Origin of the sequence: Parageobacillus toebii NBRC 107807 (genome assembly GCF_003688615.2) — a bacterium.
In the GTDB taxonomy this organism is placed as follows: Bacteria; Bacillota; Bacilli; order Bacillales; family Anoxybacillaceae; genus Parageobacillus_B; species Parageobacillus_B toebii.
In genome coordinates this window covers 1,215,872-1,232,686 of record NZ_CP049703.1, presented here as the reverse complement: position 1 = coordinate 1,232,686, position 16,815 = coordinate 1,215,872, and the positions used below count along the sequence as shown (strand labels likewise).

Genomic DNA, 16,815 nt, shown 5'->3' with positions numbered 1-16,815 from the left:
CTTTTCATTATTGCCCTGCTGTTTTCCGTTGCTCCACCGCGTCTTCACTCTCTTGGATACTTGGCGGTTCCACATTTCCTTTTGCCGCAAAGTTTTCTAGCAATTGTTTCACATCGATCCCCGTGGAAGCTTTCAATGTTTCCTGCAGGCTGGCCATTAAATTGGTCGCATAGCCGGTAATGCGGTTCGCACCGCCGTTTGTATCGCTAGACCCGGTGTCGACAATCGTAATTTTATCGATATTCGCAAGCGGACTTGCCACTTGTTTCGCGTATTCAGGAAGCATTTTGATAATCATATCGAGAATCGCCGCTTGACCATACCGTTCGAACGCTTCGGCGATTTTTTGTTTCGCTTCCGCTTCGGCCAATCCTTTCAAGCGGATAATTTCTGCTTCTGCTTCCCCTTTTGCTTTTTCCGCTTCTGCCTTAGCAAGCCCGTCAAGCCGGATTCGTTCTGCCTCCGCTTTTGCCATCGCTTCGACGCGGTATTTTTGAGCGTCCGCTTCCGCCATTAACTTCGCCTTTTCCGCCGCTGCGGCCTGCTCAATCGCATAACGTTCGGCGTCCGCTTTTTTCTTCACTTCCGAATCATATTGCCGTTCACGGCGCAAAATTTCTTTTTCTTCGAGCTCGATTTGTTTTTGCCGCTCGATAATTTTAATTTGCATTTGTTGTTCCGTAACTTCTTGTTTTGCTTTCGCTTCTTCTAAATGATAAGCCTGATCGGCTCGCGCTTTCGCGATATCTTGTTCACGACGGAATTCCGCTAATTTCAACTGATTAATTTTTTCTGCTTCCGCGATTTCCGTCAAGCGCTCTAGCTCCGCTTTGCGCGCTTCTTTATCCGCTTCCGCGCGTTTAATGCGCGTTTCTTTTTCCGCTTCAGCTGTCGCGATGTCGGCGTCGCGTTTCACTTGGGCAATGCGAGGTTTTCCTAATGCATCTAAATAACCGTTTTTATCGCGCACATCTTTAATGGTAAACGATACGATGACAAGGCCCATTTTCGCTAAATCTTGTGAAGCGACACGCTGCACTTCTTGTGAAAACTTGTCGCGGTTTTTATAAATTTCCTCGACCGTCATCGAACCGAGAATCGAGCGAAGATGGCCTTCCAATACTTCTTTCGCTTCATTTTCCATATCCTGGCGAGTTTTTCCTAAAAATTGCTCCGCCGCTGTAGCAATCTCGCCAATGGAACTGCCTACTTTAATGATCGCCACGCCATCCGCCATGACGGGAACGCCTTGTTCCGTATAAACTTCCGGCGTCTGTACATCTAGTTTAATAGAAAGAAGGCTAAGCGGCTCCGCCTGCTGGAAAATCGGCAGTACAAACGTCCCGCCGCCGCGGACAATTTTAATTTTATTTCCTGATTCATCGACATGCACATTTTTGCTTCCTAAATAACTTCCTGTCACAATGAGTGCTTCATCTGGTCCGACAGTGCGATAACGAAGCATAAAAATAGCTACTAATCCGATAAGAAGCAGTACGACAACGCCGATAACAATTAACATTGGCGTCATTAAGCATATCCCCCTTTATGTAATGATGAAATATAATATGGATCGTGCTTCGCCACAACAGCGACGCCGTTTTCCATTTTCACGATAATCACTTCCGTCCCTGAGGCGATTTCTTCGTTGTCCATGCTTTTTGCTGGTTTCGAAATCGCTCCGCTCTTCCGCTGCAACAAAATCTCTCCAAACCCATCGGACGGTACAGTTACAATCACTTTCGCAAGCGACCCTTCCAAGTCCGTTTCCGAATAATTCAGTGATGTTTCCGCAGAGCGGAGCGGAATAAATACGAAAAAGTGCAAAAGCAAGACGACAATGACAGCAATTCCTGCGCTAATCAAAGCGATGAGCGCGCTAGACATCCCTGTATATCGTTCGAACAAAAAACCGGACGCACTTCCGACGGTAAAAAATGATAAAATAAGCTGTGGGCTGAACCATGGATGGTCTGGCATCTCAAAGATGCCGTCGATCATATCGCTTAGCAAAATATATAATAACGTCAAACTGCCGCTTACAATAAGCACACCCAAATACACTGTTTCTAGTGGATATCCGAACAATCCCCGCACCCTCTTTCCGCCATCGTCTATTTAATTATACGAAATGACGCGCGTTTCCGTTTCATTACTTTTCAGATGGATATTATATTTTTTCGACATTTCCCTACATATTTCCTTCTTTTTTCCAAAACAAAGGCACCGTTTCACAGCGTGAATCAGATCAGCCTCCTTTCCCAATATAAACAAAGGGTGTCTAAAAAGTGATAGACACCCTCTTCTTTGTATGCAACAAATATTTACGTTTTTATTTTATGTTTTTGTTTACAATTTTCACGTTGGTCCCATAATATTATTTTAATAATTTCTAAATTTCTTATATCAAGTTCGCAAATCATTGGTTCAAAGAGAAGCGTGGATTGGTTGTAGGCGTGTTTTCCGCCAGTGGAGCAGCAGGACAACTTGTTTTTTTACCTTTATTCGCACAAATGATCTCATTTTACGGCTGGCAAACGGTTGTCCTGGTTACATCCTTATCAGCGTTGATTACGATGTTGCTTGTAGGATTGTTTATGCGTGATAAGCCCAGTGATGTAGGCCTTCTTCCATATGGTGCAACAGAGCCGGTTGAAACGGCAGCTGCTCCCCATGCGAATCCTTTCCTTTCTGCACTAAATGGATTGAAAATAGGAGTTCGCTCCAAAGATTTTTATATTTATTGTCGTGGGTATCCTTTGTGTAACAACAGCCGGGTTTGTTCTTCAAATACATAGTAGAGAGAAGAACTCGACTGCCCAATCCGTATAATGTTGTAAGCAAAAATGAGGGTGACCCAAAAAGAACTAAAGGGCCACCCTCGATTTCATTACGAAATAAGCGACTGATTGGCATCCATAATCTGTTGCCCATACGCTGTGAACACGGCAAGAACAACCGCAAGCGTAAGGTATAAACATAACCATGTCCATTTTGTTTTCGCATCCGCACGATAATACACTGTTTGCTTCTGTATTTCTTGTTCGTTTTCTTCAATTTCTTTTTGGAGCGAACGGATAAAGTCTGAAACGGTTTGTTCCTGCAATACGCCCCATCGAGTTGCCTCTAATAATTGATTATACTTTTCCACATACCGCTCCAAACGATAGTTTTGCAGCTTCTGCTCATCTTGGAAAATGGGGATGTACCATGTTTTTCTTCGCGATAGCTCCATCTCCGTCCGTTCTATCTCATCCTTCCAATGCCAATACATTTCTTGCTGCTCTTCTTCCGATAAAAGCATGTATCGTTGAATTTCCTGCAATAATGACCCATTGACTTCTTTGTGAATTTGCGCCTTTTTCCAGCGAAACTCCCGGCGCAAAAGCTCCCAGCATTTCAAAGCGCCTAACAAGATAATGAGCGGGGCGATTGGTCCCGGATTCCAAAGAAAATAAACAAACATCCCAATAAGACCAAAAAACCATATTTTTGGCGAAATCACTCCGACAATTCGCCCTCCATCTAACGGATGCAGAGGCATAAGATTGAATAAATTAATAAGCGCTCCAAGCGCAATGACTAATCCCCAAAACGGGTTTCCCGTCATCCAGTACAATGGCAAAGCTGGGAGAAACCCCAATGTCCCCCATAACGGGCCGGCGTATGCTAAATACGCCTCATCTTTCGCCGATTTTGGTTCTTCCTTTAGCGCAATAAGCGCCCCGACAAACGGAATGAAAATCGCCTTCGATGTTGGAATTCCTAACCTTTTTGCCGCAAACAAATGGCCCATTTCATGCACATAAAGCAAATACACGAGCGCCACCGCAAACTTCCATCCGTATACAAGCGCATATGCGCCGATCGAAATAAATAAGGAAATGAGAGAACTGAATTTTAAAAACTTAAAAATCGCCAGCACCCACTTCAGTTTTCCCGCCAGAAACAAAACAACAGTCAAAAACGCAAGCCACGCCTTTTTAAACTGCTTCAATTCTCTCAGTCTCCCTTTCCTTATTTCCGATGCATTTTAAACTGCAAAAACAGCTCGTTGTAATAAGCAAGCATTCGTTTTCCTAAATTCTCGTACACTTCTAAGTTTCCGACCGACTCAAAATCTGGATAAAACCGTTTATCCTCGGTTACTTCTTTCGGCAAATAGTCCAGCGCCTTCTCATTTGGCGTCGAATAGCCGACATACTCCGCGTTTTGCGCAGCGTTTTTCGGATCAAGCATAAAGTTAATAAATTGATGTGCTCCTTCGATATTTTTCGCGGTTTTCGGAATCACCATATTATCGAACCATAAATTTGATCCTTCTTTCGGCACAACATAATCGAGCTTGTCATTTTCCGCAATGATCTCCGCCGCATCACCTGACCAAACAACCCCGATTGCCGCTTCTTCATTCACCAAAAGCATTTTAATCTCATCACCGACAATCGCTTTGACGTTTGGTGTAAGACGATCGAGTTTTTCCTTCGCTTCTTGTAAATGCTTCTTATTCGTGTCATTTAACGAATAATGCAAACTATTGAGCCCCATGCCAATCACTTCACGCGCGCCGTCCACTAACAAAATTTGATTGCGCAGATCCTTGTCCCATAAATCGTTCCAGCTTGTTATTTTTTTTCCGCCAAGCATTTCCGGATTATAGACGATGCCGACCGTCCCCCAAAAATACGGGACGGAATACTTGTTGCCTGGATCAAATGATAAATTCAAAAAGCGCGGATTGATATATTTTAAATTCGGCAATTTTGAATGGTCGAGCGGAATAAGCAACCCATCTTCTTTCATTTTACTGATCGCATATTCAGAAGGAACGGCAACATCAAACGTCGTACCGCCTTGGGCAATTTTCGCCATCATCGCTTCATTGGAATCAAACGTTTGGTAGATGACTTTTATGCCCGTCTGCTTTTCGAACTTTTTAATAAGTTCAGGATCGATGTAATCGCCCCAGTTATACACTGTCAACGTATTTTCTCCAGAATATCCTTCCGCTTTATTCAGCTGGGAAGACACGTAAAGCAGTACAAACGAGGCGAAAAAAACGGCCGCAAACAATGATATAAGCTTTCTCATTTTCGTCGCCCCCTCATTCCGTATAAGGAGCTGCTTTTCTGGCTAATAAAGTAGTAGCCAATCACCAGCACAACTGTAAACAAAAATAACAATGTCGATAATGCGTTAATCGACAGCGAAATACCTTGGCGCGCCCGTGAGTAAATTTCCACCGATAGTGTCGAAAAACCGTTGCCTGTCACAAAAAACGTCACCGCGAAGTCATCAAGCGAATACGTCAATGCCATGAAAAAACCAGCGAAAATACCAGGGGTAATAAACGGCAATATTACTTTCGTCAGCACATCCCATTGATTCGCCCCTAAATCGCGAGCCGCATCAATTAGTGTCGGACTCATTTCCTGCAATTTTGGAAGCACCATCAACACGACGATCGGAACGCTAAACGCGATATGCGACAGCAGCACCGATGTAAAACCGAGCTGAATGCCGATAATCGTAAACAAAATGAGAAATGAGGCGCCGATAATGACATCGGGGCTGACGATCAAGACGTTATTCAACGTTAAAAGCAGCTGTTTCATTTGCCGCTTTTTCACATAATAAATCACAATCGCTCCCATCACGCCGAGAATAGTGGAAATCGCCGCAGACAAAAGGGCAATCGTCAGTGTATTTAACACGATAATCCATAAACGGGTATCACCGATCACCTCTTTATACCATTCCAGCGTAAACCCTTCGAAATCATGCATCGTTCCGCCGCTATTAAACGAATAGTAAATTAAATAAATAATCGGGGTGTACAAAATGAGAAACACGAACACTAAATACGCGTTCGCCCACTTTTTATTGCCTCGCATCGCCTCACCCTCACTTCCGATTTCCTGTCGCAATGACGACAATAGCCATCGCGATAATTAAAAACACCGCAATCGTCGAACCCATGCCCCAGTTTTGTGTGACAAGAAAATGTTGTTCAATCGCCGTACCGAGCGTAATGACGCGGTTCCCTGCGATTAAACGCGTAATCATAAACAGCGATAACGACGGAATAAACACCGCTTGACATCCCGCTTTCACCCCATCTAACGTAAGCGGAAAAACGACGCGACGAAACGTCGTCCAAGCCGAAGCGCCAAGATCACGCGCTGCGTCAATGAGCGTTGGGTTCAGCTCCTCCAGCGAGTTGAAAATCGGCAGGATCATGAACGGGATAAAAATGTATACCGACACAAATACGAAACTAAAATCGGTGAATAAAATTTGCTTTGTGCCGATGCCGATCGTTTCCAAAATCGCATTCGCCAATCCGTACGTGCCAAAAATGCCGAGAAACGCGTACACTTTTAAAAGCAAATTCACCCACGTCGGCAAAATAATAAGCAAAAGCCAAAGTTGTTTATGTTTCGTTTTCGTCAGAAAATACGCGGTCGGATACGCGACAAGCAGCGAAAAAAGCGTGATCAAAAACGCGTACCAAACGGAACTGACCGCCATCTTTAAATAAATCGGCGTAAAAAACGTTTTATAATTGGCAAACGTCCAATTCCCGTCAATGTCAAAAAACGAATAATACAAAATCAATAAAATCGGCGCAACGACAAATAGCCCAATCCATATTACATATGGAAATAAGTAAACATTGCGTACACTATTTTTCATCGGATCTCTCACCATCATCTTCATCATCGCTAATGCGCATGACATGAATGTCCTCTGGGTCAAAATAAAGCCCGATTTCTTCCCCTACTTCCGCTTTTTTCGTCGAATGGACGAGCCATTCATTCCCATCTTCGTCATAGCAGCACAACTCGTAATGTACACCTCGGAACAATAGCGAATCGACGCGCACTTGGAGCTTTCCTTGATCTTTTGTCGTAATGTCCAAATCTTCCGGACGGATGACAATATCGACTGGCTCGTTCGGGCGAAATCCTTTGTCCACGCACGTAAACCGCTTCCCAGCGAATTCGACAAGGTAATCTTCAATCATCGTGCCTCGCAAGATGTTCGATTCACCGATAAAATCAGCGACAAACCGATTAATCGGCTCATCATAAATGTCTTTCGGTGTGCCGCTTTGCTGGATTTTCCCCTTATTGAGCACAAAAATTTGGTCCGACATCGCCAGCGCCTCTTCTTGGTCATGTGTGACAAAAATAAACGTAATCCCTAAGCTTCGCTGCAGTTCGCGAAGCTCATATTGCATTTCCGTGCGCAGCTTTAAATCAAGCGCCGACAGCGGCTCATCAAGCAGAAGCACTTCTGGTTCGTTGACAATCGCGCGCGCAATCGCCACTCGCTGCCGCTGGCCTCCGGACATTTCTTGAATACTGCGATTCTCGTATCCTTCTAAATTCACAAACCGAAGCGCCTGCTTTACTTTTTCCTCAATTTCCGAGCGCTTTTTCTTTTTAATCCGCAACCCAAACGCCACGTTTTCAAACACGTTCAAATGCGGAAACAAAGCATAATCCTGAAACACCGTATTCACTTGCCGCTTATTCGCAGGTACATGATTTACCGGCTTTCCATGAAAATAAATCGTTCCTTCCGTCGGCTCCGTAAACCCCGCGATCAAACGCAGAATCGTCGTCTTCCCGCATCCCGACGGCCCGAGTAAGGTATAAAACTTCCCGCGCTCAATCTCAAAACTGACATCATCGAGCACGACTAACCCATCGTATTCCTTCGTCACCCGCTCAAAGCGGATGATCGCCTCTTTCTCCATCAGCCCCCACTCCTTGCTTCGAATATATCCTCTGCCAATGAAATGAATCCCTTCCTAATTCCCATCAATCACTATTAGAACATGCACACAATAAAAGTGCAATAAAAAAAACTCGTTTCTCCACTAGCATTATGCTAGAGAGAAACGAGAATGCGCCTATCGGTTAGAACGTGATATTGACATGGTGCAGGGAAAGCTGCCGGAACACTACGCAATTACTCGTAGGCGCGATAAAAATAAATAGTTACCAATTCATTATATCACGTTGGAACGCTGGTTCAATTTCATAATTACGATAAAAACAATAATAGAACCTTTTTTAGCTTGGTTTTCATTTCTCATAGGTAAGATAAAAGCTGAATCTGCGTGAGATTGACCGTTTGGTTCACACAAAAGGTTTCAATTCCTTATAGGTAAGATAAAAACCTCAAGTTCACTGACGAATAATTTTCACCCTTCTTCATGTTTCAATTCCTCATAGGTAAGATAAAAACCCACAACAAATGCTAATATATCAAGGATGGCGAATAATGGATACATACAGTATACGTCAGTTTGAAAATTGCGTCAATATCAAAAAAGTACTGATGGCTGTAGGGAAGAAAAGAAAAAAAAGAAGTGTCATCGATCCCCCGCACTTTTTGCATGATTGGAGGTCGACGACAATTTTTTCGCCATGAATGATAGTTTATATACGATCGCACTATCGTTACATTTCTTCCTATTTTGATGATGAATCTGGAAACACGAAATATATTTTATCTACTTACTATTCATTCATTGATCTGCTTCCTTATTTACTCGTTTAGGAGCAGCATAGACACAAGTGTTGGTTAAACATGTCGGAATTTCAAACTGGATTTATATAGATAAGAAACGACCTCATTCTCCCAGCCGCAAAGAGATACTTCGACAAAATTGTTTTTCATTCTTCTGATGGTAATGCATTTTTTGTATCATGAATGTCGATGTCTATCTTCATTTTTAAATTCGTCTTTTCCTTCTCTATATCTTCTCGAAGCATCAATAAAATCGCCTCCTGATACCCCGCTTTCTTGCACCGCTCGATCTCCTGCTTTACTGGCTGCAGTTCGGAAGAGGAGATCGATTGCAATTTTGCCAGCCGCTCCTCAGAAAGCGGCACGCTCGGCATCGAGGTGAAGTAGTCTTCACGCGTGAAATGCCAAAGTGAAAGATTCTCTCCGTATCGACCGGCAAGCCGATCCGCCATTTTCAGTCCTTCAGGGTCAAAGTCGCCCGAATAATAAAGACGTGCGCCCGACTCGACAAGTGAGTCAAGGAGTAACATCGTTGCTAGATTGAGCTGTCCGTTTGTACTAACGATTGGCATCGCTTCGTCTAGCAGTTCAGAAAAAACGCCGGCGTTTTCTACGACAAAGACGATGGTTCCTTTGGAAGGATACGCTCGTTTCAATCCGACAATCTCCCTCAGCGGCACATTCAGCGCCATATTCGTTTCACAAGCGGCGGAAAATACGGGATGAATGCCCTCTTTCGTTTCTGCCAAAATTCCCGCGCACGTCACGAAATTGAGGATGTCTTCGCGCAATATGCCGAACGATTGCAATAGTTCATTGACTTCTTCTACAGACGAAAGCTGATATTTTTTTCGAGAGTAAAATTCCAATGCGGATAGCAGCAGTTTTCCTTGAAACGTGTGCAAATCAAACGCATGCGGGTCTCCGGTTACTTTTTGCGCGAATAACGGCAGACGTTCGTATGTTCCTTTTTCAGGCAGCTGGCGAATCGCTTCACAAACCATGCAAAGGGACGCATACAGCTCCTCGCGCTGCTGGGCGTACGCCTGATGAAGCAGGCGGTATTTGTTCGGGTGCTCCAGCGCTGCCGTAAGCCATTCCGCTCCACTAGGACAGGCGGCGATCAGACGCTGGAAAAACGCCGCTTTTTCTTGTTGTTCCGCTTCACGCCTTTCTTTGTTTGCGACGAGCGGTTCTCCAAAATAATGGACTAACAGCTCTTCCAGTGAAACACCTGCAAATCTTGTCTTATCCAGTTGTTTGGCAAACGCCTGTAGCGAAACGCGCGTCATTTCCTTCCCAAAAAACACCGCGATTGCTTCTTTTTCTTCTTTCGTAAAAGAAGCGAGAGAAATCGTGCCGCCAATGCGGCCGAGCGATTCGTACTTCTTTTTCATTTCGCAAAAAAGGCGGTGAAATCCAGCTTCACCGCGAAAAAATTGCACCGCTTCCGCCGCTAGTTCCGGCAATGATTTCATTGTTTCACCACCATTTCTTGTTCGTCCCAATCTGTCACAAGCCGCTTCATCGTTCCGTTCCAATAATAGCGGATCACGGTGACGTGCGAAGCGTTTTTCGGGCGCACAAGCTCGCAAATGGAGAGCGACGGCACGGTGTCGTAATCTCCCCACAGCGCCTGCGAGTTCATGATGTAATTAAAGCCGAGCGATTCAACAAGATCGAACATATCGCGAATATTATTTTCATCCACACCGGCGAACGCTTCATCAAGGGAAATGATGTATGGCGCCTCCTCACTTGCTTCTTGATAGCGGGCATACGCGGCCGCAAAGAGCGGAATGTACATCGCCATCGCTTTTTCTCCGCCGCTAAACTGATAAAATCGCTGGTTCGTTAATTCCCGTTTTGGCTCATTTGTTTTTTGATAATAGAGAGTAAACGTAAACCATTTCCGGTAATCGAGCACTTCTTTAATGACTTGATGGAGCGTGTTTCCTTGCCCTTTCTCCTCTAACATTTCACGGGCGCGGTTAATTTTGGACCGGAAGTGCATCGTGACCCGCTGCAAATCTTCTTCTTTTAACAATCGCGAATTCATCCGCAACAATTCAACAAGCTCTTTCGTATCCATTTCTTCTTCTGTTTCCGCTGTTTTCGGTTTCCATTGAATGGACAACAATAATCCGGAAGAAGCATCTCGCTGTTGCATGAGCGCGTTCATGTCTTTCACCCAGCGTTCGGCACGCTGAATGCGGCTGCGCAAAATACGTCCGACCGTTTTTAAAATAATATCTTCGTACAACTCGCGGTCTTGTTCATTAATGTATTCCCGCTGAAGGAGAATGTCTTTTTCCATTTCCTTTAATAAATAGAACGGAGTGACGCGCTGTCCTTTGTAATCAAGCAAAAGAATGATCCGATCCCGTTTTTCTTTCCAATCGCTCACCTTTAACTCCATTTCTTCGTCCAAATCGATACCAGCAAACGGATTTTCCTCTTCTAATGCGACAGGTTCTTGAGATAGGCGGTATTCCACTAAATTCGCGCTTTCTTGGAAGAATACGCTATTCAATTTAGCAATCACGGATGAACGCGTTTGTTCTTTTCCGATTGATCCGTAGCGGCGAACAACATCTTTTGCTTGTTCATGCGGATCTACATTCTCCGCTACTTCGACAAGACCGTGTTCCGCTTCTGCGATAAACGATCGCTTCCATACTGCTGCAAGCGTGCTAGCAAATTGAAGTTTTCGCTCTAACTCTTCTAGTTGACGGTGAGTGGATTTGATCGTTTGTTCGATGTGAGCTTGTTCGTTTATCTTTTCCGGCAACGCCTTGTTTACCCATTCAAGGCGATCGCGCACACGGGAGATTTCCGCGCGAATGTCATCCGCTCCCATCTGTTTTAACATTTGTTCCATATGTTGTATTTCTAAAAGGAGGCGTTGTTGCTCGCTGGCTAATATATTGATTTCGCCTTTTGCTTCATCGATTTCCGCTTGGACGGTTTCAAGCTGGTCTTGATGATAGCGGCTGACTTGCAATTGATGGAGAAACGAACGGTGTTCCAGCACCAATTCCGTTAAATGGCCCGTATACAATTTCATCCATCGCCGCGCCTCTTCGTACCGCTCTTTTGTAAATTCAAGATCGAGTCCTTCCGCTTTTTCGCGAAGCGTTTGTTTTACTTGTTGCCAGTCGCGGGCGATGCTATTCAATTTTTCGCTTTTTCGTTCCACTTCTTGTTGTTTGCTTGTGATGGCGCGTTTTGTACGGTCCCATTCGTCAAAGGCCGCGCGAACATCGCGGTCAGACGGGAACGTTTGAAACGCTTCATGGATGGAGGCAATTGTTGCTTCCACATGCGCAAGCTGTTCCTTTTTTTGCTGAAGAAGTTCATCTAGTTGTTGAAGCTTTTCCTCGATTTGCGCGATTTGGGAAAGGCGCCACCGCTTGCGGGCGTTGCGGCCGATAAAGATCGCTTGTTCTCGTTTCGGCGCATGGCCTTGAAGGAGCCCAAACGAATAATGGCCCGACTCGTCCATCGCAAATCGTCCTTCTTGCGCCTCATCAGAAATAAGAATGCTGCGAAGAACAGATTCAATGCGCTCGGCGGAAACACCGAGGTCTTCATCCACATCGGGACGCAAATATTCGGCAAGCGTATGTGCCATTTCCACAGGATCTGGCTTGAGAATACGGTCATGCACGATGGAAACGTCTGTTTCGGTCACTAACGCGTCCAATAGCCCTGCGTGGTATAACGATGACTCGATTCGTTCGCGCAACGATTCTGGCACGTGGTCGTAAAACTCGACGCTTGCGTAAAATGGCACGTACGCAACCCCTCGTGCTTGTAAAGCCGCGCGGGCTTGTGCGGTTTGTTCGTCATGCTCTAATTCAGGGTCTTTTTGTTCTTTCCAGCGGCGCAGCTCTTCTTCTGTTTCTGCGATTTCTCGTTTTACTAGCTCGATTTCGTGTTCCCATCTCACTTTTTCCGCTTTTTTCTGGTCCAACGCCTCATAATATCGGTCGGCAAACGGTTTCTTTACATCTTCAAAATGATAGCGTTCATATAGCTCGTTTAAATAACGCAAAAAACGATTGGATTGTTTCTTCATCGATCGGAATATCAGGATGTGCTTCTTTCCAGGCAAACACCGCTTCCTGCAGGCGCGATTTTTCCATTTCCAATAGCTCGTGCCATTTTTTCGCGTCATTATGGAGATTGTCTAGTAAACGCTGCTGTTCTCCAAGCTCGTGGTATGCGTCTTCGTATCGGCGCTTGAGGTCATCATGGCGCGTCCAAAGCGACAATATTTCCTCTAACCGTTTTTCATACGCTTCCGCTTCTTTTCGCCAAAGCGTAAAGTCAAACGGCTCGTTTCGATGCCGCTGAAAGTCTTCTTCATTTAGTTCATGTGAGGCAAAGGCACTTTCAAGCGCGGCATAGCGCAATTCTTCCAGTTGTTCGTCGATCGTTTGCGCAGACTGGTAAAGAACGTCTTCGCTTTTGGCAATCTCTTGTTTCAACTTGCGCTCTTGTTGTTGCTTATCATCAAGATAACGTTCTTCTTTCATTATTTGATCTTGCACGTTCGCAAGGCGCTGTTTCGTTTCCCGATATTTTTCTTCGGCCCGAAACACTTCGTGGCTCGCTAAATCCAGCTCCCGTTTGCGAAGCACCGCTTGCTCATTTTGTAAGCCCTGAATTTCCGTTGCCAGCTCTTCTTTTCGTGCTGCATACCGCTCTTGATCGCGGAGGCACTGCTCGCGCTCTTCCGTTAATTTTTCCTCTTGTTTTGCTGCTTTGAGCCATTCGTTCGCTTTTTCCCATATCATATATTCGTTATATTGCTGATAGTGCTGGCAGAGTCGACGCAGCGACGCTTCATCCCGTTCCAACTGTTCCAGCTGCTGCTTTGCTTGGTCCATGTTTTCAATCGTTTCCGATAAATGTCGCAATTCGTCATCCGTCAACGCCGGCAGCGAGCTTTCGAGAATTTCGTAAATGACCGTCGGCTTGAAATCTTTCGATAATTTCGGACTGCGAAGCTGAATCAAAAGCTCGATCAATTCTTGAAACGCTTCGAGCGATTCGAAACGGAAAATATATTTATTGACAAGCTCCATATACTCTTTTTGCGTATCGACAACCGTTCCGCCGTCGCCAAGCACCGTGATTAATTCTCGTTTTGTCAGCGGGATTTTTTCTCCCGTTTTTTCCTTTTTGTACAATGTAATATCTTTACCGATGCGGCGGTTGTCAAAAATGACAAATCCCCAAAAATCCATGCCTTTCTGGCGTTTCGCCCTTAAACCGATTCCGGTTGTGATATAATGGTCGCTATGTTTTCGTTTATATTCCAAAAATAAATAGCCTGTCCGTTCATCACGATCAACTAATTCCTTTTCCCCAAGCAAATAATCTTCCATGCGGCGCGCCCGTGACCCAAACGGATCAAGGCGATCAGGGGTTTTCTTTCCGTCCAGCAAAACAGGAATCAAGCTTTGCATCGTCACTGATTTTCCCGAACCGTTGCTGCCGCGGAGAAACAGCCTGCCGTCCGCAAAATGGAAATATTCTTCATCGTAATACCAAAAATTTAATAGTCCCGCGCGATGGAGCACCCATTTATTCGTCATCATCATCCATTCCTTTCTTCATAAAATCGGGAGGATAATGGCCAACTATCCGTCCGAGCAGTGGATATAGCATGATCATTCCCGTTTCTTTTTCCACATCCGCCATTTTCCACTGTTTTAATTCCTCCAACAGCACCGATGTTAGCTGCGCTGGAGTCATGTCGCGATACGTTTTTCCCCATCCTTCTCCATAGCGCTCCTTGCATATTGTAAGCAGCCGCTGAAAATCCGCTTGTGTCATTCTGATTTTCCCGTATTCGTCTGGTGGATAATCTAGAAGATGTTCACGGACAATAGAAGCGAAATGAAGAATAATATCTGACGTTCCTTTTTGGTTGGGAAACAGCGTATATACGTTTTCCCGTTCCGGAAGGGTGAGCAAAGCGGCGTTTTTATACAGTTCGTAGCGAAAATCGCTATGCGCTTCAATATCTTCGCGCAATCGATGGCGAAAGTTGCGCAAGTAATAAAAGTCAGGATCGTCTTTTTGTTGTCGATAAACAACTGGAGATAAAAACAGTTGCCGATAAATGCGGTGGCGCCGATAATCTTGCGGAGCGGTTTTCCACTCTTCTTCTAACAATTCTTCCATCGTTTTGTACTGCGTCAAATCTTTCGGATAGGAACGCATAAAATAACGAGAAAGCACGGGGACTTCATATAGCGCTTCATGGTCTTCCCGCTGGGCGAATCCTTCGATTTCGCCGTCCACCCGCTTCACGACCCCAAGTTCTTCAGCGGTTTTTAATACACGGATCAGCGCGCGCCGCTGCTGGTAGTTCGTCCAATCAAGCGGAACTTCCCCTGGATACATCGCTTTTATTTCCTCACAGACATCCGACAGCAAAAATTTTTCTTCCACTTCCTTTCCTTCTAAATATGCCATCAAGCAACAAAACAACGCGTAATCAAGCGGTTCTTGAAATGATTCTATTCCCATCCATGCCTCAGGTTCCGCCGGTATTTTTTCAAGTTTAGCAAAATAACGGTGAACAATGAGGCGATAACCGAATTTTTCTTGCACATAACGTTTTACGATATTTTCTCGTTCGCGAATCAGCTGAAACAATTCCGGGTCACGCTCGCGGGTAATCCAAAAGTTTTCCAGTAACACTTTTAGTGCTATTTTCGCCTTTTCATCAAAATCACGCTCCACTCACTAGCTCCTCCCTACTCTCAAGAAAATGAATTTCGTAATTCGGCATGATCATCGTTCCGTCTTCCGCGTGTAATTCAATAAATGAATCGTCTTTTTTGACAATTTTCACCTTCCAGCCAATTTCCGTTTTCACGACTCGATCTTCGCGCGTCATCGCTTTCGCAATCCAGCTCAATAATGTTTTCCGAATGTGCGAAGCCACCGTTGGCAAGTCGCGCAAAACGATTTTATCATGCTGAATGAGCTGTTTTAGTTCTTCTTCTTCCTGCTGCTTCTGTTGCAAAAATTCTTTCATGGTTTGTTTCTTTTTTTCTTCGTGATCCATCATCGCCTCTGGTTTTTTCTTTTCCTGATAATGACGGACGCGCGGCTTCACCGTCCATTCGCTTGGTGCTTCCTCCCAAATGTCGCGATACATATCTTCGGTCGCATCATTGTCCGTCACCAAATGTTTTGTGTGAAAACAGCCAAACACAACTGATGACAATTTATGCGCATCTTCTAGCGAATCGAGTTTAGAAAACCATTGTGCTAGATACAAATAATCTTTTTTTCGGCTGCGAAAATGATGGTGCCGCTCGCCAAGCCGCTGCACAACCCTTGTAATACGGCGGATCGCCTCGTTCGTTTGTTTCTGCAAAAACGCCAATTCACTGTCATGCCCGTTCCGGCCTAAAAACCATTCTTTTAAGCTGCGCCATGTTTCCATCCGTTCTTCCACCATCTGCTCTCTTGTAAGCGAAAGATCTTCCCAACGCGGAATCGTCATTTGATAGTCTACGACATGATGAACAAACTGACGTACTTCTTCTTCCTGCAAGTCTTCGAGCAGTTTTTCAATTTGCATCGATGTTTTTTGCAACGCGAGGATAAAATCTCGCAAATACGCTGTGAACTTTTCCTTGTATACGAGAAACGCATCCGACATCATTTGTTCTTCCATGTTTTCGCTGTTCAAGTAAGCGATATAGTCGGCAGAATTTTGAATGATTTTTTTGAAATAGTCAAATGTTTCTTCCCATACTTGGTTCATCTCATCTCGTTTTTTCCGCAAATCCGTTTTTGATAATTGTTTCGATGCGGACAAGCGAGGTATACAGGCGGTCAAATCGCGTTTTTTCCAATGACCCGCCAAACGAATCGCCAAGCTGCTCGAGCGTACGGATCATGCGCTCGATTTCGACCGTATACGGGCTGCATTGATAGCGAAAACGCTTCTTTTTAAACTCCTCGATCGTGCGAATATGTGTTGTTTCTTGTCTCGCAATCAAGTTTTTCCATTTGACGAGTTGATCTAAGTCTTGCTGCAGATCGTCTTCTGTATAATCCCGAAATTCATCGTGCTGTTTTAAAAACGCATACACTTCTTCTGGAAACAAATATTGCCGCATCCGTTCGTGCTGTGTGTAAAAATAGCGCAAAATCGCGCGATAGCGATACGCATTGTCCACCGCTAAATACTTTACCTCCGAAATCGGCTTTAGCCAGGAAGCATCCATGTCCATT

General features: G+C 44.7%; 10 protein-coding genes and 2 pseudogenes. 1 reads left to right on the top strand and 11 read right to left on the bottom strand.

Features of this window, described 5'->3' with window-relative positions; all coding sequences use genetic code 11:
- Positions 1-7: 7 nt before the first annotated feature.
- Together DER53_RS06350 and DER53_RS06345 are read right to left on the bottom strand one after the other, a co-directional pair.
- Positions 8-1,531, bottom strand: coding sequence for a flotillin lipid rafts scaffold protein FloT (locus DER53_RS06350; protein ID WP_062755883.1), 1,524 nt, complete (start codon positions 1,529-1,531; stop codon positions 8-10).
- Positions 1,531-2,088 (bottom strand): NfeD family membrane protein, encoded by a 558-nt coding sequence (locus tag DER53_RS06345; RefSeq protein ID WP_062755885.1) that lies wholly within the window; start codon positions 2,086-2,088, stop codon positions 1,531-1,533. The genes DER53_RS06350 and DER53_RS06345 overlap by 1 nt, the downstream gene beginning before the upstream one ends.
- A 308-nt stretch (positions 2,089-2,396) precedes the next feature.
- Between DER53_RS06345 and DER53_RS06340 the strand changes: the two genes are divergently transcribed.
- Positions 2,397-2,798 (top strand): MFS transporter, encoded by a 402-nt coding sequence (locus DER53_RS06340; RefSeq protein ID WP_311633660.1) that lies wholly within the window; start codon positions 2,397-2,399, stop codon positions 2,796-2,798.
- Between the two features lie 92 nt (positions 2,799-2,890).
- Here the strand turns inward: DER53_RS06340 and DER53_RS06335 are convergent, their stop codons facing one another.
- The 9 genes and pseudogenes from DER53_RS06335 to DER53_RS06295 all read right to left on the bottom strand — a co-directional run bounded on the left by DER53_RS06335 (position 2,891) and on the right by DER53_RS06295 (position 16,808).
- Positions 2,891-3,997, bottom strand: coding sequence for a site-2 protease family protein (locus tag DER53_RS06335; RefSeq protein WP_062755889.1), 1,107 nt, complete (start codon positions 3,995-3,997; stop codon positions 2,891-2,893).
- 20 nt (positions 3,998-4,017) lie between these two features.
- On the bottom strand, positions 4,018-5,091 hold the full coding sequence (locus DER53_RS06330; RefSeq protein ID WP_062755891.1) for an ABC transporter substrate-binding protein: 1,074 nt from the start codon (positions 5,089-5,091) through the stop codon (positions 4,018-4,020).
- Positions 5,088-5,894: an ABC transporter permease gene (locus DER53_RS06325; protein ID WP_062755893.1), complete on the bottom strand. Its 807-nt coding sequence runs from the start codon at positions 5,892-5,894 to the stop codon at positions 5,088-5,090. Before DER53_RS06325 ends, DER53_RS06330 begins: the two co-directional genes overlap by 4 nt.
- Before the next feature lie 10 nt (positions 5,895-5,904).
- Positions 5,905-6,696, bottom strand: a complete 792-nt coding sequence (locus tag DER53_RS06320; protein WP_062755895.1) for an ABC transporter permease — start codon at positions 6,694-6,696, stop codon at positions 5,905-5,907.
- Positions 6,686-7,765: an ABC transporter ATP-binding protein gene (locus tag DER53_RS06315; protein ID WP_062755897.1), complete on the bottom strand. Its 1,080-nt coding sequence runs from the start codon at positions 7,763-7,765 to the stop codon at positions 6,686-6,688. The genes DER53_RS06320 and DER53_RS06315 overlap by 11 nt, the downstream gene beginning before the upstream one ends.
- Positions 7,766-8,690: 925 nt before the next feature.
- A complete protein-coding gene (locus tag DER53_RS06310; protein ID WP_244319638.1) occupies positions 8,691-10,022 on the bottom strand; it encodes a TIGR02679 family protein in 1,332 nt (443 codons plus the stop codon).
- Positions 10,019-14,150: pseudogene (locus DER53_RS06305) on the bottom strand (TIGR02680 family protein). The gene DER53_RS06310 and the pseudogene DER53_RS06305 overlap by 4 nt, the downstream one beginning before the upstream one ends.
- Entirely contained in the window at positions 14,140-15,306 is a 1,167-nt protein-coding gene (locus DER53_RS06300) for a TIGR02678 family protein (RefSeq protein WP_012749045.1), read from the bottom strand. The pseudogene DER53_RS06305 and the gene DER53_RS06300 overlap by 11 nt, the downstream one beginning before the upstream one ends.
- Positions 15,296-16,808 (bottom strand): annotated as a pseudogene (locus DER53_RS06295) (TIGR02677 family protein). Before DER53_RS06295 ends, DER53_RS06300 begins: the two are co-directional and overlap by 11 nt.
- Positions 16,809-16,815: the final 7 nt, after the last annotated feature.